The following is a 15638-nucleotide window of genomic DNA, read 5'->3' on the forward strand; positions in this document are numbered from 1 at the left end:
TCTGGCAGGCATGGATGTCTTGCTGGGGCCTGTGCAGGAAGAGGATGTGGCGTTGTTCCAGCGGTTCCTGGTCGAGCCGGGGCTGATCGGGCTGGACTGGAACGGGTTCCGGGATGCGCAGGCTCCGGTACGGCGGTATGCCGAGGACGGGTTCCTGGGCAAGGACGACGGGCGGCTGATGGTGCGCACCGGATCCGAGACGGCGGGGCTCGTGAGTTGGCGATCGGGGTCGTTCGACGGGCGTACGACGTACTGGGAGATCGGGATCGCGCTGCTGCCGGAATACCGCGGGCGTGGGATCGGGTGGCGGGCGCAGGCGCTGCTGACGGCGTACCTGTTCGAGCACACGCCGATGCACCGGATCCAGGCGGCGACGCATCCGGAGAACGTGGCCGAGCAGAAGTCCTTGGAAAAGGCGGGTTTCCGGCTCGAAGGGGTGATCCGCGGGTGCGAGTTCCGGGCCGGGCGACTGCGGGACGGGTACCTGTACAGCCGGTTGCGGGACGATCCGGCGCCGGAACTCGGCAACGGTTCGGTGACGGGATCCGGCGCGGCACCCGTTGAGGAACCTCTCGCAGATTAGTCTCGGCGGGTCGCTGCACGCTTACCCGGCGTGGTTCTGCGACGCTGAAAAAGCTGAGGGAGAGGGGAATTCGTGTCTCGTCGACGTGGTCTCGTTGCCGGTGCGGTCGTTCTGTCGTTCGTAGTCGCCGGCTGTTCCGATGTGGCCGCGAGTGAGACGACGCCTTCTCCTACACAGGCTTCGAGCAGCACGGCCGGTACGACTAGTACGACGCCGAGCGCCACTCCGACTGCCAAGCCCACCGTGAAGCCGACGGTCAAGCCGAAGCCCAAGGTGAAGCAGAAGCCGGAGTACTACGCGCTGCGCGTGGAACGGCAACTGGACAAGCTCGGGTACCCGGTCGGCGACATCGACGGTGACATCACCGCCCGCGCCAAGCAGGCGCTGTGCGCGTGGCGCGAGACCAACGGGCTGCCGGTCAGCCGCAAGGGACTCAGCCTGAACGACGCGTACTCGGTGCTCAACGCAACCAGTCGCCCGGCGCCGACCCGCTCCCCCGGCATCTACGTGAACAAGACCTGCCAGATCCTGTACCAGATCGTCGGAAAGACCTACAAGCGGATCGTCTGGATCTCCACCGGCGGCCCCGGGTACGAGACCCCGAACCGCATCGGGAAGGTCTGGCGCAAGTGGGCCGGCGCGCACGAGAGCAGCCTGTACGAGGACGCGTACATGTACGACTCCCTCTACTTCCTCAAGGACCGCCCCGGCATCGCCCTGCACGGCTCGCGGGTCAACTCCCTCGTCAAGCCGTACCCCGACAGCCACCGCTGCGTCCGCGTCGTACGCCCCGAGATCCATCAGATCTTCACCGACACCCCGATCGGCACCAAGGTCCAGATCTACGGCGAGTACTGACGACGCTCCTGCAGGGCTTTGCCGGCGTCCGATGCATGCTGCCCCGGCAAACCAGGGGCCTGATCCCCGGTTCTTGGCTGATCAGACCCCTGACCTGCGGGATCTTGACCATCATCACTCACCGATGACCGAAACTTGTCACTGTCCCACGGAGCAGTGACGGAGCCGAGAACAGGCGGGCGCAGGCAACGGCCGCTCGAGTAACGACGGTCGCCCGCGTCCTGCGCAGAGAACTGCTACCGCCCTCGACCGACAAGGCCACACCGCGCGCTTCCAGCAGGAAGATCTCACCCTCGCGGGTCAAGGACGTGCCCCGTCCAGTCCGGTCGAACAGCCTGACGCCCAGTTCCTTTTCCAGATCCTTGATCTGCGTACTCAACGGCGGCTGAGCGATGTGCAGGCGCAACCGCGGCCCGATTGAAGTTCAACTCCTCCGCCACGGCGATGAAGTACCTGACGTGCCGCAACTCCTGGTCACCCTCCGGGGTCAACTCTGTCCCTGGAAATGACGTTACGCCGACGGTGACCTCCATGACCTTCATAGTTAGGCGATCTGCGATAGGATTTGCGAATGGCTTCGCTGAGGGCGTTGGAGTGCTTGGTGGCAGTCGCGGATTCCGGGTCCATCACCCAGGCCGCGCGGATGCTGCATTCGTCGCAACCTGCCGTGTCGCATCAGCTCGCCGCTCTGGAACGGGAGACCCGGACCGCGCTGATTCGCCGGGAGCCCCGAGGCGTCAAGCTCACGCCCGCCGGCCGAGCCGCCGTCACCGATGCACGGCGAGCGATCGAGGCAGCTGCATCAGCTGTGCGCCTCGCACGTGCCGCCGGTGACGCGACCGGAGGATCGCTGCGCCTGGCCTGCGCACAGAGCTTGACCGTGTCCATGCTCGCCCCGGTGATCCGCGACTGGCACCGCCGCTACCCGCAGGTAGCGATCAGCCTCCGAGAGTCCGCTGTACCGGGGGAGCTCCTCGGACTCATCGACTCCGACGAAGTCGACATCCTGCTGGTGCCGGGTCCCGTGTCCGAGCGCTACACGACAACTCCCGTCACCGAGGAAGAGATCGTACTGACGGCACCAGGCAACCATCGCCTGGCCCAACTGCCGTCAGTGACGTTGAACGACCTCGACGGTGTACAGCTCGTTCACTTCGCCGCGGACAACGGTCTGAGCGGCTGGCTCGACCGATCGCTGACCAGAGCCGGCGTTCGTCCCGAAACGGTGATGAGGACCTCGGTCACGGCAGCAGCGCCCCAACTTGCCGCCGCTGGCCTGGGCGTCGCCGTCACCCCGATCAGTGCGGTCAGCGCCGGGCTGCCCGGAGCGATTCGATCGTTCTCACCACGCTGGATCAGGCAACTGATCGCGGTGTCACCTGGCGCCCTGGATCCGCTCGCCGCTCGGTTCGTCACCAGCCTGAGCACCCGCGGCGTTCGGGTGCCCCGCGACGTCAAGGCTCAACTCAGCGACAGCGACGCGCCAGGTTCTCCCAAGTAGCCCCGTATTCATGCGCCAGCCGCCTCCGCGGCGCGGGCGAGGGATTCGACCCACTCCTGGTGGTAGCGATACAGCGCACCGGGATGCTTGCGGCCGAGCTCCTCGAGGAAGAAGGCGCCCTGCTGAGTTTCCTCGGTCAGCACGTGACAGCCATCGTCCGTCGGCGTGATCACCCAGCCGTGGTAAGCGCGCGAACCGGTTTCATCGCCGTCGACCACGGTCTCCCACGAGAGCCTGCTGAAGGGCTCGTACTCCGTCACGTGCAGACTCATCGGAAAACCGACCGTGACCCGGCTGTACTTGGTTCCAAGTGCCAGTTCCCGCTCACCACTCAAGATCTTGACCTGGTCCTCGAGGGGAAAATAGCCGGACCAGTTCTCGGCGTCGACGAGAAGCTTCCACACCACTTCAGGCCGGGCCGACACATCGATGTCGTTGAGCGCGTAGATCGCCGACGTTCTCGGGTCGTACCGCTCAGGCCAATTCACTTTGTCATACACCGGCGTCGCTCCTCTTTCTGACCGCGAGCGAGAACTCGTAGTTCTTTTCGCCCCAACGGCCCAGGCCCATGACCAGCAGGCCGGCCTCCTCCAAGGCGCGGGCCATCACCAGCGGACCGGCATAAACCGGCCGCAGCCCCAGGCTTTTGATGAAAGCCGCAACCTCCTCCTTCGCCCGCCCGTCGTTGCCGGCGAAGAGCGCATCCACCTGCTCGTTGCGGGAGAACACGGTGCCGAAGATCGTGTTGAAGGCCTTGAAGACCTGGGCGGTCTCCCCGGCGACCTCAGCGATCTCCTGCGCTACGGACGTGTCGGCCGGGACGTGCCGGCCGCCGTATTCGCTGAGGTCGAAGGTGTTGGAGATGTCGATGATGATCTTCGCGTCCAACGCTGCGCCGTACTGCTGAACCACCGGGACGGCGCTCTCCCACGGAACCGCGAGGATGACGATGTCCCCGCTCGGGGCGGCGTCCATGGAAACGGAAGTGGACCCGCCGCCAACGGTGCGAGCCAAGGCCGACGCCTTGTCTGCATCGCGACCGACGAACTCGACGGTGTTCCCACCGGCGATGGCTCGGGCGCCCAGGACCTTTGCCATGTTCCCGAGGCCGATGATGCTGATGCTTGCCATGATTGGATTACCTCCTACATTCGTTGCATCTGTGAGTCATTGCCGGACAGCCGCGGCAGCCCGGACGGCGTCAAGTCCTGCGACCTGCGAAACGACCGGTGCGTAACCGAGTTCGGATACGGCTTTGTCCGTCCGCAGGGTGCACGTCTGCCCCAGGAACCACCGGGCCGGTACCGGAACCACTTGAGCCGCCGTCTTGGCATCGAGCTCCGGAATCGGCCCTTCCACTCCGTAGATCTCGAACTGGGCTTCCAAGAACTCGCGCAGGACGACACGGTGCTGGTCGGTCACGAAGTAGGCCTCGCCCGGCCGACCGCGCTGCCAGCCGAGCATCAGGCCTTCGACGACGTTGTCCACGAACGTCACGTCGGTGGTGAACCGTCCGCCCTCGATCCACGCGAACTGGCCGGCCTTGACTGCCGCCACCAGACCCTCGATCAGCATGCTCTCGGGGCCCCAGACGAACCTCGGACGAATCGACACCGTGGCGAAGTCCGAGGCATTCGCGTCGAGAACGATCTTCTCGGCTTCGGCCTTCACGGCTGAATACACGGCTGCCGAGTCCGGCCGCAGTGGTGCTGTCTCGTCGACCTCGACCAGCGGATCGCCCGCGAGGAGCGCAGCTTCCGTCCCACAGTGGACGAACCGGGGAATCTTCGCGAAGCGCGCTGCGTCCACCGCCGCCTGGGTGCCGCGAACAGACACCAATTCCTGCCGTTCACGATCCGCAGAGATGTCGGTTTCGGCAGCAAGGTGAAACAAGACGTCGCTACTCACTACCTCGTCCTGCCAGGTAGTTGCGTCAGGCAACACACCTCGGACGGGCTCGGCACCGAGGCCGGCCACGACTTCGGCCGACGCCTCGCTTCGCACCAGAACGCGAACCGAGTGGCCCTCTGCTACGAGTCGGCGTACCAACACCCGACCGATGAACCCCGAACCGCCCGTGACAAACGCGCGTGACATGTCATTTTCCTTCCTGAATTTCTTTTGGGTGGAGCTCTGAATTCAGGCGTGCGCCCAGCGAGGGAACGCGTGCTGTCTCCCGGCGATCGTCGTGATCGCCGTGGGGATCATGATGGCTACGGTCACCCAGGGAATTGAGCTGATACCGAAGCCTGCGAGCAAGAGCCCGCCGAGGATCCCCCCGGCCGCGATACTGAGATTGAAGACCGTCACCAGGATCGACTGCACCGCGTCCGTCTCGGCCGCACGCACGCCGGCTGTGACGAAGAGAGTCGCGGAACCGCCGAAGCCGAGGCCCCAGATCGCAACGCCCAGATAGAGGATCACCGGGTTCACCTGCCCGAACCCGAGGACGAGAGCGCCGGCGCCTACAACGACCGTGCTCAGCACGATCAGCCGGCGGTGGTGCGGGTCGACGAAGGTTCCGGTAGCCCAGATGCTGAGCAGCGCCGCAAGGCCGAAGACCAGGAGAACCCATTCGATCTGGCCGCCGACGCCCGCGGCCGCCGTCAGCGGACCGATGTAGGTGTACAAGATGTTGTGGGCAACCATGAATCCCGCGACGACCCACAGGATCGAAACCACACCACGGGTCTGGAGGATGGTCGCGATGGGAACGTGTCCACCCGCCGGCTGGCCTGGGAGATTGGGTAGGGAGAAAAGCACCCAAGCGATCAAGGCGACGCTGACCACCGCCGTGGCGATGAAGGTCACCTCCCACCCGGCCGCGTCTCCCAGCAGCGTGCCCGCCGGAAGACCTAGCGCCAGCGCGACGGGGATGCCTGCCATCGCGATAGCAATCGCCTTGCCCTGAAGGGTTTCGCCGACGATCCGGGCTGCGTAGCCGCCGATGTTCGACCAGATCAGTCCCGCTCCGACACCGGCCACCACGCGCGCAACGAGGATCACCGCGAAGCTGTCGACGAGTCCCGCGACCGCGTTGGCCACACCGAAGGTGATCAGAGCCGCAATCAGGACGGAGCGGCGCCCTCGATTCTTCAGGGCAGCATTGAGCGGGATCGCGGTGAGCGCTGTCGCCAGCGCATACACCGTGATGGTCTGGCCGACGACAGATTCCGACAGTCCGAGGCTCTTGGACATCGCCGGAAGGAGGCCCGCGGGGATCGTCTCGTTGATGATTCCCAAGAAGCCCGCCGCGAACAGGGCCAGCAGGCCCGCCAACGGGAGCCGCACCTTCTCGCTGACGAGGGTTTCTTCGTTCGTCGCTGACGACATGATTGCCTTCCAGTCAAAGCGTAGTGAGCCTTACAGTTCTGACCCAACGCGAGCAGCTCTGCGGCGATTCCAGCGCTGACCATCGAAACCTTTGGGTCTGGCCCCCACCAATTCGATGGGGCTCGGTGGTCGCGGATCCCCGTCAGGTATCGCCGGACATTTTGCGAGCCTTAGCAGCGACCGGACATCCAGGTGGCGACGGTGCGGATTCCCGAAGTCAAGCTGCCGGACGCCGGACGGTGCCACGGCACCCGTTCTGCCCCGCCCGACACGCCCTTGGGACGCGTACGCGGACTCTGTGGTCCGCACTTGGAGTGAGGAGACAGGGCGCGCCACGTCGTCGATCAGCGCGCCGTGACAAGCCAGAATGTTGCATCAGGCCAGGATCGAACAGGGCATGCGGGTACTGGAGGTCGGGTTCGGCTGTTGTCAGCCGAGCTGCTCAACCGCGCTTTGAAGCGGTGTCGTTCGCAAGCTGCCACATTTCATAGTTCCCGCATTCTGCCGTGATCTCAGCCGTCGCCTGAGCCGCGGCGAAGAACTCGTCGGCCAGCGGCGAGGTGCGCGACGCCGCCATCGCGACGAATACCTGGTCGGGCGCCAGGTCCGGGACGGGCACGTAGCTGATGTCCGGGCGTGAGAAGAACACGGTCTCCGAACGCCCCACGAACGAGATGCCCCGGCCGGCCGCGACGTGCTCAAGCTTCTCCTCCACCCCGCGCACCCGGAGCCCGGAGTCGGGGTGCGGGCGCCTGGTGGGCTGCGTGCTCGCGTCGGCATGCCAGACCAGCGGTTCACCGGCTAGGTCAGCCTCGGTGACCTCATCCTTGCCGGCCAGTCGGTGATCGGCGGGCAACGCCACCATGAGGGGCTCGGTGTAGAGCGGAGTCAGGCGCAGGCCGGCCTCGTCGATGGGCAGCCGCACATAGCCGACGTCGACGCGGCCGTCGAGCAGCATCGGGGCCTGCTCGTCCCATTCCATTCGCTGCACGTCCACGACTACGTCCGGATGCTGGGCCTCGAACACCCGCGTCGCCGGGATGACAGGTATGCCGGCCCGAAAGCCGACCACCAGCCGCTGGCCGCCGCGTTTTGCCACGGACACCCGGCGGCGGACCGCGTGCGCGGAGGCGAGTAGCGGACCGGCGTCGTCCAGCAGCTGTCGGCCCGCGTCAGTCAGCGTTACGCCGTGGCTGTCCCTGGTGAACAGGGAGGCGCCGAGATCCTGTTCCAGCGCGCGGATCTGCCGGCTGAGCGCCGGCTGCGCGATGTGCAGCTCATCGGCGGCGCGGCCGAAGTGCAGCCTGTCGGCGACGGCGACGAAGTAACGCAGCTTGCGCAGGTCCAGATCCATGCGCCCTCCCGGTCCGGCAATGCCTCGAAGGTATCACCACGGCTGAAACAGGTCTTGGACACCCGCTCAGGCCGGTGGCATCGTTCATCGGGCCGGGAGAATTCGGTACAAGAATTCGGTACAAGAATTCGGGATCGGTATTTGATAGCAGGGCCCAACACCAGGATGAGCACATCAAGAATTGACCCTCTCCATTCCCGTTCGGAAACCATCAATTCAAAGGAGTGACCGCCGTTCAGGGTGACGCGTCCGACCTCGACGACCTGGACCGCCTATACGACACCGTCAAGCGGGAAAAGGGCTCGATCGACATGCTGTGGGCCAGCGCCGGGACGGGTGAAGCCGGTGTCCTCGGCGAGATCACCGAGGAACAGTTCCACCGCGCCTTCTGGCTCAACGCGCGCGGCACCCTGTTCACCGTGCAGAAGGCACTGCCGCTGATCAACGACAACGGTTCGATCTTCATGACCGGATCCAACGCCTCCCTCGGCGCCTTCCCCGGCTGGACTGTTCGACGAGGCAACCAAGGCCGCATTCGAGTCCCTCATCCCCCGCAGACAGATGGGCCGCCCCGACGAGATAGCCACCGTCGCCCTGTTCCTCGCTTCCGACGACTCCAGCTACGTCAACGGCCTGGAACTGGTCGCCGACGGCGGCACCACTGCCATCTGAACCACCCACCAGGAATGTGAACAGGAAGAGAGCACACCTTATGAGCAGCATCACCCTCATCGGTACGGGGAACATGGCTCGTGCCATCGGCACGCTCGCGGTGGCGGGCGGCAACACCGTCGAGGTCATGGGACGCGATCAGTCCAAGGCAGATGCCCTCGCCGAGGTTCTGGGCGGCGGCACCACGACAGGTAAGTGGGGTGCCGTCCCGGCCGGGGACATCGTCATCACGGCCGTGTTGTACGCCGGTGTCGTTCCGGTCGTCGCGGAGTACGGAGACGCCCTTGCGGGCAAGGTCATCGTCGACATCAGCAACCCCTTCAACGCCACGTTCGACGGACTGGCCCACAGCGAGCCGACCTCGATCGCGCAGGAAGTCGCCAAGATCGCCCCGGCCGGCGCCAGCGTGGTGAAGGCGTTCAACACCATCTTCCGTAGCGTCCTGGAGCAGGGCCGGCCCGACGTCTTCTTCGCCGGCGACAACCCGCAGGCCAAGGCGGACGTGGCGGCGTTCATCGAGAGCCTCGGGCTGCGCCCGCTGGACGTCGGCGGCCTGAAAATGGCGCACTGGCTGGAAGGCGCGGGCGTGCTCACGGTAGGCCTCGCAGGCAACGGGATCGGCCACGGGAATTTCGCCATGGGCGTCAGCGAATTCACGGACTGACGCCCGGGCTGAGCAGCCGGCGGACAGAGCGCCGTGCGCTCTGACGGGTTGATGGACCACCGACTCGCAGATGTCGGAAATCAACAGTGGCGAAAATTCGCCTAAGGAGGCTGACCGCAATGCAGCTCGGTTTTATGATTCCCCTTGTCGGGCCCTCCGTCAGTGACGCCCCCGCCCTGAGCGCTTTCGTCCGCGGACTCGAGGACCTTGGCTACGACGCCCTATGGGTCGGCGATCGCCTGGTCACGCCGGTTGACGTGGGCAGCAACTATCTGGGCCGCGGGCCGCAGATGAGCCGCTCCTTCGATCCGGTGCTGCTGTTGACCGTCGCCGCGGCGGCGACCAGCCGGATGCGCCTGAACACCAGCACGCTCAGCACGTTCTACTACGAGCCGCCGCACCTGGCCCGGCAGCTGACCACGCTCGACGTGCTCAGCGACGGCCGCCTCGGCGTTGGTGTGGGGCTGGGGTGGATGAAGCAGGAGTACGACATCGCCCGCAACGCGGACTGGCAGCGGCGCGGCAAGATGCTCGATGACATGTTGGCGTTCCTGCACGCGTGGTGGACCACCAGTCCCGTGTCCTGGGACAGCGAGTTCTTCACAATGCCGCCGGTCCACGCCGGCCTCCGTCCGGTCCAGGTGGGCGGGCCACCCATCTGGATCGGCGGTGCCAGCGAGGCCGCGATGCGCCGAGTCGGCCGCAGCGGGGTCGGCTGGCTCGGGGTCGAAGGGCCGGCGCCCGCCGCGTCGATCAGCAGTCAGGACGAGGACGCCGGCCGCCTGTGGTCGATCGCGCGTCGAGCGGCGGAGGACGCCGGCCGCGATCCCGACGCACTGAAGACGGCCATGCGGATCAACCTCGAGCCAGGCACGTCCGTCGACTCGGTCGCACACCAGCTGAAGCGGTACGCCGACTCTGGTGTTGATGAGGCGTACGTCGATGCCTTCGCGATGTTCACCAGCCTTGACCAGCTGCTCGACTTCGCCGGCCAGGTGATCGACCGTACAGGCCGGTTGTGACCACCGAAGAAACGACCACCCAAGGAAGAGAGCACTCACCATGAGCAGCATCAGTTTCATCGGCCTCGGGGGCATGGCCCACGCCATCGCCGCCCGCGCGGTCGCCGGCGGCAACTCCGTCGAACTCATCGGCCGGGACCCGGCCAAGGCCAAGGGCCTGGCCGCCGAACTCGGCGCCGGGGCCACGACGGGGACCTTCGGCACGGTCCCCGTGGGCGACATCGTCGTTCTCGCAGTGCCGTACACCAGCGCTGTGCCGGTCGTCGCCCGGTACGGGGATGCGCTGGCCGGCAAGGTCATCATCGACATCTCCAACACCTTCAACGCCGACGCCACCGGGCTGCTCACTCCTGAGGGCACGTCCGGTGCGCAGGAGATCGCCAAGGCGGCCCCGACGAGCGCCTACGTCGTGAAGGCATTCAACACCGTCTTCGGCCACGTCCTGGTCCAGGAGCGTCCGTTGGACGTGTTCTTCGCCGGAGATGACGCGGGCGCCAAGGCGAGTGTGTCGGTGTTCATCGAGAGCCTCGGACTGCGTCCCCTCGACGTCGGCGGCCTGGAGATGGCTCGCTGGCTGGAAGGGGTCGGGCCGCTGCTGATGGGCCTGGCCCGCCACGGCGCGGGGACCTTCGACGTCGCCCTCGGCGTCGACTTCCCCGCCTGAGCGCACCTCACACCACCAATACTTCCGCCGCATCACTCATAAGGAGCAGTAGCGTGCGCGTTTTCGTCACTGGCGGGACCGGCCATTCCGGTTCGTACATCATTCCCGAGCTCATCGCCGCCGGGCACGAGGTCACTGGACTGGCCCGGTCGGACACGGCCGCGGCGGCACTCTCCGCGCTCGGCGCGAAGGTCCGCCGCGGCGACCTCCAGGACCTCGACGGGCTCAAGGAGGCGGCGGCGGATTCCGACGGCGTGATCCACGTCGCGCACCGGCAAGACCTGCTGCCGTCCGGCGGGATCGACGCCGTGGCCGCCGCAGAGATCCCGATCATGCTCGCGTACGGCGAGGCGCTCGCGGGAACTGGAAAACCGCTCGTCGCGGCGGGGAGCATCGGCTCGCCCGGCACCGGGCGGGACCTGGGCCGGCCGGCCACCGAGGAGGACCCGGCCCTTCCCGTCGGCGAAGAGCACAAGGGCACCCTGCGGGCCCGCAACGTCGTGGAAACCGCCGTAATCGGCCTCGCCGAACGGGGAGTGCGGTCGTCGGTCGTGCGCATTGCCAATATCGCGCACGACACGACCGATCGTGCCGGCTTCCTGCCCACACTGATCGCGCTTGCGAAGGACAAAGGCGTCGCCGGCTACCCCGGCGACGGCACGAACCTGTGGAACGCCGTACACGCCCGCGACCTCGCCTCCTTGTTCCGCCTGGCGCTGGAGAAGGGCCCGGCCGGCAAGTACTGGCACGCGGTTGAGGACGGGGGCATCCCGTTCCGCGAGATCGCCGAGGCCATCGGCAGCCGCCTGAGCCTGCCCGCCGTGAGCGTGCCCCTGGACGAACTGATGCTGCCGGGATATTTCGGATTCCTCGCGAACGTGGTCAATCGAAGCTACCCGACGTCCAACCTCGTCACCCGCCGGACGCTCGGCTGGGCTCCCGCTCAGCCCAGCCTGCTCGCCGATCTGGACAACGGCCACTACTTCCCCGCCGGCTGACGGCAGGGACCCCATCGCGAATCAGTCCGGCCATCACCGGGACAACGTTCTTCTGGAGGGACGCTGAGAACATGACGACTGTTGGATTTATCGGAAGCGGATCCATCGGCAGCGCAATCGCGCGGCTCGCCGTCGCGGCCGGCCACCAGGTCATGCTCAGCAACTCGCGCGGCCCCGAGACGCTCGCGGACACGGTCGCGGAGCTGGGGCCGCGGGCCTCCGCGGCGACGCGGGAGGAAGCCGCCGCGGCCCGTGAAATCGTCGTGGTCACGGTGCCGGTCACGGCGTTCCCCGACGTCCCCGCCGGACCGCTGGCGGGGAAGACAGTCATCGACACGTGCACCTACGGCCCCGATCGTGACAGGCACATCCCCGAGCGCGACGGCACGTCGCTCACCTCGAGCGAGCTGCTGCTGCTGCTGCGGTACGTCCCGGACGCCATGCTCGTGAAAGCGTTCAACACCATCTTCTTCAAGCACCTACTGTCCCTCGCCCGCCCGGCGGGGGCGGCCGACCGCTCGTACCTGCTCGTGCTGAGGGTCATATGCCTGCGTGCTCAAGCCCGAGAGGTGGAGGAATGAGCGACGCAGATCGTGTGATGGACGGCGCGGAGCGGTTCGAGGCGGACGCGGACGCGCGCGGACTCGACGTTGAGATCGTCGAGCATCTGGAGGCGCAGAGTCTCGCAGACGTAGCCGAGCTGCTCAGCATCGAGCCGGGCGACATCGTGAAGTCGCTTGTCGTGAAGCGGCACGACGGAAGCTACCTGTTCGCGCTGATCCCCGGCGGCCGCCAGATCTCGTGGCCGAAGCTCCGCGCGGTGGTGGGCGTCAACAAACTGCGGATGTCCGACGAGGGAATGACCCTCGACGCGACGGGCTACCGGCACGGCGTCACGCCTATCGGGTCGACCACGGCCTGGCCGGTCGTCGCCGACGAGCGAATAGTCGGCCGCCGTATCGCCGTGGGCGCGGGGACGGGCGGGCGCCTCGCCTTCGTCGACGCGGACGCCTTGGTCGCCGCCTACGGCGCGGCTGTCACCGACATCAGCGCTGAGGAATCGCCTCACTGACCTCCGCGCCCGGTCCTCGGATTCCGGTACGTTCCGTCAGAAGGCTGCAGTTGGCTTCCACCACCACTGCCCGTCACGCACCAACGCTCGGTGGACGGAAATCAGTTCCATTGCTTGTTCCTTCCCCCATTCTGTCCCCCGTGCGAGCTACCCGCGAGTGTCAACCGTGCGGTAACGACTTTGGGCGGGCGGATCCATAGCGTTCGGGGTAGCCCGCGGCGCTCCGGCCACGGATTCTCACAAAGGAGTCATCGTGCGTCTGGTATGGCAGCTCTCGGCGGTTGCGGCGGTCTGGATCCTCGGCAATCTGGGGACGGCTGCAGTGAAGGGCAACCCCTGGCTAGCACTCGTCGCCGGCCTGCTGACGGCCGTCGTCGCGGTCCTGGTCTACGGCTGGGTGGTGCGGCGGACCGAGCACCGGGCCCCCGTCGAGGTGTCGCTGAAGGGAGCAGGTGCCGGAGTCAGCTCGGGCACGCTGCTCGGCATCGCGCTGTTCGGGGCAGTCATCGCGAACATCGCCTTCTTCGGTGACTACACGATCAACGGCCTGGGCACGCCCGCGAGCGCCGTCGCCCTGCTCGGTATCATGGCGGGTGCCGCCGTGACCGAGGAGTTGGTCTTCCGCGGTGTCCTGTTCCGGAACGTCGAGCGCTGGACCGGAACCTGGATCGCGCTCGCACTGACCGGCTCGCTGTTCGGCCTGATCCACCTGCTCAACGCGAACGCCACCCTGTGGGGTGCCATCGCTATCGCCATCGAGGCAGGCGGGATGCTGACCGCCGCGTACATCGCCACCCGCAAGCTGTGGGTGCCGATCGGTCTGCACTTCGGCTGGAACATCGCCGCGAGCGCCATCTTCAGCACCGAGGTGTCCGGCAGCAACACCGCGCAGGGCCTGCTGGACGCGACGATGTCGGGTCCCGCGCTGGTCACGGGCGGCGGCTTCGGACCGGAGGGCAGTATCTACGCGGTAGTGTTCGGCGTGCTGGCCACCGGCGTGTTCATGTGGCTGGCCTACCGGCGTGGGCACGTGGTTCCCGTCCGTCGCTCGGCCCGCGCGGACGTGGCCGTTAGGCTCTCCCGTTGATCGATCTCGGGCGGGCCCTGGACCGGTGGCGGCAGCTCGATGTCACGGTCCGGGACCTGCCGCTCGCGTTGCTGCCGGCGGTCGCATCGTTCGTGCCAGCGTTCCACGGGATGGGGACGGAGGTCGGCGCGCTGCCGACCCGTCCCTTCGACGCGCTGGCCGTCGTCGCGATCGTGCTCCAGTGCTTCTCGCTCGCCGTTCGCAGGCGATGGCCGGCCGCCTGCCTCGTCTTGGTGTTCCTCGGCTTCGCCCTCGATCAGCTCCGGGGTTACCACACGTTGGCGGGCGCCGGGCTCGTTATCGCGCTGCTGAGCGCGGGTGCCTACCTGGAACGCCGTCGCCGCACGGTCGCGATCCTCCTCTCGGGTGCCTACGTGGTGCTGGCGCTCGCGCTCGACCTGGCCGGCGGGACCGAGCGGGCGGACGGGTACCTGACGTTCTACCTGGCGCTGGTCCTCGTGTCGGCCGTCGGCTCCTGGCTGCGCTCCACCCGGGCCGCCGAGACCGAACGGCGTCTCCGGGTCGCCGAGGAGACCCGCACCGCGGAACGCACCCGGATCGCCCGCGAGCTGCACGACGTCGTGACCCACCACGTGACGGCGATGGTCGTGCAGACGGAGGCGGCCCGGTACCTGACAGGCGCCCCCGACCGGCTCGACGAGACGCTGAATGCGGTCACCGACACGGGCCGGCGGGCGATCGGCGACCTCCGGAACCTTTTGGACCTGCTCGACCCCGGCCACGACGGCGCGGCCCGGGCACCGTCCCTCCGGGACCTGCACACGCTCGTCGAGCAGACCCGTCAGGCCGGGCAGCCGGTAGAGCTCACCGAGGAGGGCACGCCGTCGGAATCCGCCGGAAGCGCCGAGCTCGTCGCCCACAGGGTGGTGCAGGAGGCCCTGACGAACGCCCTCAAGCATGCACACGGCAGGCCGACGGCGGTCGGCGTGCGCTACGACGAACGGGAGATCACCGTGGAGATCAGCACTGCCGGGACCGGATCTGGGCAGGCCCTCGTCGGCGCCCGCCCGCGTTCGCCCGGCGGGAACGGTCGGGGGCTCGTCGGGCTCCGCGAACGGGTGGATGCCCTGGGTGGCGAGTTCGCGGCGGACCGCGGGGCCGATGGCGGATTCGTCGTTCTGGCGCGCATCCCCACCGGGAGCCGATCATGAGTGCGCCGATCCGGATCCTGGTGTGCGACGACCAGGCGCTGATCCGCACCGGGTTCGCGACGATCATCGACGCCCAGCCCGACCTCGAGGTGGTCGGCGAATGCGAGGACGGGCGGGCCGCCGTCGACCTCGCCGGCCGGCTGAACCCGGACGTCGTGGTGATGGACGTCCGGATGCCGGTGCTCGACGGCATCGAGGCGACCCGCCTGCTCACCGGCGTCGGGGTCGCGCACCCGATCAAGGTGCTCGTGGTGACGACGTTCAACCTCGACGAGTACGTCTACGAGGCGCTGCGCGCGGGGGCCAGCGGGTTTCTGCTCAAGGACGCCCCGGCGGCGCAGCTGCTGCACGGCATCCGCACGGTCGCGACCGGGGCTGCGCTACTGGCGCCCGAGGTGACCCGGAAGCTCGTCGGCAGGTACGCGGCGCGGATCCGCCCCGCCGAGAGCGCAGCTGCCGACACCGCGCTGACGCCGCGCGAGCTCGAGGTGCTTCGCCTTATCGCCAACGGCCTGTCGAACGGCGAGATCGCCACAACGCTGGTGATCAGCCAGGAGACCGTCAAGACGTACGTGTCACGCATTCTGGCAAAGCTCGGTCTGCGCGACCGCGTGCAAGCGGTGGTCCACGCCTACCGCAGCGGCCTGGTGACCTGAGG

Annotated in this window: 19 protein-coding genes; 13 read left to right on the forward strand and 6 right to left on the reverse strand. The window is 67.3% G+C overall.

The window, feature by feature from the left end; all coding sequences use genetic code 11:
- The first annotated feature begins 10 nt into the window (after nucleotides 1-10).
- Both E0H45_RS22540 and E0H45_RS22545 read left to right on the forward strand, forming a co-directional pair.
- Nucleotides 11-583, forward strand: a complete 573-nt coding sequence (locus tag E0H45_RS22540) for a GNAT family N-acetyltransferase (RefSeq protein ID WP_131340264.1) — start codon at nucleotides 11-13, stop codon at nucleotides 581-583.
- Nucleotides 584-655: 72 nt separating this feature from the next.
- On the forward strand, nucleotides 656-1441 hold the full coding sequence (locus tag E0H45_RS22545; RefSeq protein WP_238155156.1) for a L,D-transpeptidase family protein: 786 nt from the start codon (nucleotides 656-658) through the stop codon (nucleotides 1439-1441).
- Between the two features lie 118 nt (nucleotides 1442-1559).
- On the opposite strand, the gene E0H45_RS43900 is transcribed toward E0H45_RS22545, so the two are convergent.
- Nucleotides 1560-1847 (reverse strand): LysR family transcriptional regulator, encoded by a 288-nt coding sequence (locus E0H45_RS43900; RefSeq protein ID WP_420323338.1) that lies wholly within the window; start codon nucleotides 1845-1847, stop codon nucleotides 1560-1562.
- Nucleotides 1848-2012: 165 nt separating this feature from the next.
- On the opposite strand from E0H45_RS43900, the gene E0H45_RS22555 reads away from it, so the two are divergent.
- Nucleotides 2013-2942, forward strand: a complete 930-nt coding sequence (locus E0H45_RS22555) for a LysR family transcriptional regulator (RefSeq protein ID WP_131340266.1) — start codon at nucleotides 2013-2015, stop codon at nucleotides 2940-2942.
- An 8-nt stretch (nucleotides 2943-2950) separates the two neighbouring features.
- Here the strand turns inward: E0H45_RS22555 and E0H45_RS22560 are convergent, their stop codons facing one another.
- From E0H45_RS22560 to E0H45_RS22580, 5 genes are all read right to left on the reverse strand, one after another.
- Nucleotides 2951-3442 carry an SRPBCC domain-containing protein gene (locus E0H45_RS22560; RefSeq protein ID WP_131340268.1) on the reverse strand — a complete coding sequence of 164 codons (492 nt, stop codon included), beginning with the start codon at nucleotides 3440-3442 and terminating at the stop codon, nucleotides 2951-2953.
- Complete coding sequence (locus tag E0H45_RS22565) at nucleotides 3435-4073, reverse strand: NADPH-dependent F420 reductase (protein WP_131340270.1); 639 nt, start codon at nucleotides 4071-4073, stop codon at nucleotides 3435-3437. Before E0H45_RS22565 ends, E0H45_RS22560 begins: the two co-directional genes overlap by 8 nt.
- A gap of 36 nt (nucleotides 4074-4109) precedes the next feature.
- Entirely contained in the window at nucleotides 4110-5039 is a 930-nt protein-coding gene (locus E0H45_RS22570) for an NAD-dependent epimerase/dehydratase family protein (RefSeq protein ID WP_131340272.1), read from the reverse strand.
- 42 nt (nucleotides 5040-5081) lie between these two features.
- Nucleotides 5082-6221, reverse strand: a complete 1140-nt coding sequence (locus E0H45_RS22575; protein WP_165546547.1) for an MFS transporter — start codon at nucleotides 6219-6221, stop codon at nucleotides 5082-5084.
- Between the two features lie 496 nt (nucleotides 6222-6717).
- Nucleotides 6718-7629, reverse strand: a complete 912-nt coding sequence (locus E0H45_RS22580) for a LysR family transcriptional regulator (RefSeq protein WP_131340276.1) — start codon at nucleotides 7627-7629, stop codon at nucleotides 6718-6720.
- A gap of 224 nt (nucleotides 7630-7853) precedes the next feature.
- Here E0H45_RS22580 and E0H45_RS43965 point away from each other — a divergent pair, with 224 nt between their 5' ends.
- The 10 genes from E0H45_RS43965 to E0H45_RS22630 all read left to right on the forward strand — a co-directional run bounded on the left by E0H45_RS43965 (nucleotide 7854) and on the right by E0H45_RS22630 (nucleotide 15636).
- A complete protein-coding gene (locus tag E0H45_RS43965; protein WP_202872440.1) occupies nucleotides 7854-8321 on the forward strand; it encodes an SDR family oxidoreductase in 468 nt (155 codons plus the stop codon).
- A 20-nt stretch (nucleotides 8322-8341) separates the two neighbouring features.
- A complete protein-coding gene (locus E0H45_RS22590) occupies nucleotides 8342-8965 on the forward strand; it encodes an NADPH-dependent F420 reductase (protein WP_131340278.1) in 624 nt (207 codons plus the stop codon).
- A 119-nt stretch (nucleotides 8966-9084) separates the two neighbouring features.
- Nucleotides 9085-9987 carry a TIGR03619 family F420-dependent LLM class oxidoreductase gene (locus E0H45_RS22595; protein ID WP_131340279.1) on the forward strand — a complete coding sequence of 301 codons (903 nt, stop codon included), beginning with the start codon at nucleotides 9085-9087 and terminating at the stop codon, nucleotides 9985-9987.
- Nucleotides 9988-10027: 40 nt separating this feature from the next.
- Entirely contained in the window at nucleotides 10028-10651 is a 624-nt protein-coding gene (locus tag E0H45_RS22600) for an NADPH-dependent F420 reductase (protein WP_131340281.1), read from the forward strand.
- A 53-nt stretch (nucleotides 10652-10704) separates the two neighbouring features.
- Complete coding sequence (locus E0H45_RS22605; RefSeq protein ID WP_131340283.1) at nucleotides 10705-11649, forward strand: SDR family oxidoreductase; 945 nt, start codon at nucleotides 10705-10707, stop codon at nucleotides 11647-11649.
- A gap of 71 nt (nucleotides 11650-11720) precedes the next feature.
- Nucleotides 11721-12230: an NADPH-dependent F420 reductase gene (locus E0H45_RS22610; RefSeq protein ID WP_131340285.1), complete on the forward strand. Its 510-nt coding sequence runs from the start codon at nucleotides 11721-11723 to the stop codon at nucleotides 12228-12230.
- Nucleotides 12227-12721: an aminoacyl-tRNA deacylase gene (locus tag E0H45_RS22615; RefSeq protein ID WP_131340287.1), complete on the forward strand. Its 495-nt coding sequence runs from the start codon at nucleotides 12227-12229 to the stop codon at nucleotides 12719-12721. The genes E0H45_RS22610 and E0H45_RS22615 overlap by 4 nt, the downstream gene beginning before the upstream one ends.
- Nucleotides 12722-12974: 253 nt before the next feature.
- On the forward strand, nucleotides 12975-13808 hold the full coding sequence (locus E0H45_RS22620) for a CPBP family intramembrane glutamic endopeptidase (protein ID WP_131340289.1): 834 nt from the start codon (nucleotides 12975-12977) through the stop codon (nucleotides 13806-13808).
- Nucleotides 13805-14980, forward strand: a complete 1176-nt coding sequence (locus E0H45_RS22625) for a sensor histidine kinase (RefSeq protein WP_131340291.1) — start codon at nucleotides 13805-13807, stop codon at nucleotides 14978-14980. The genes E0H45_RS22620 and E0H45_RS22625 overlap by 4 nt, the downstream gene beginning before the upstream one ends.
- Complete coding sequence (locus E0H45_RS22630) at nucleotides 14977-15636, forward strand: response regulator (protein ID WP_131340293.1); 660 nt, start codon at nucleotides 14977-14979, stop codon at nucleotides 15634-15636. The genes E0H45_RS22625 and E0H45_RS22630 overlap by 4 nt, the downstream gene beginning before the upstream one ends.
- The last annotated feature ends 2 nt before the right edge of the window (nucleotides 15637-15638 follow it).

Source organism: Kribbella soli, assembly GCF_004331345.1.
Taxonomy (GTDB): Bacteria; Actinomycetota; Actinomycetes; order Propionibacteriales; family Kribbellaceae; genus Kribbella; species Kribbella soli.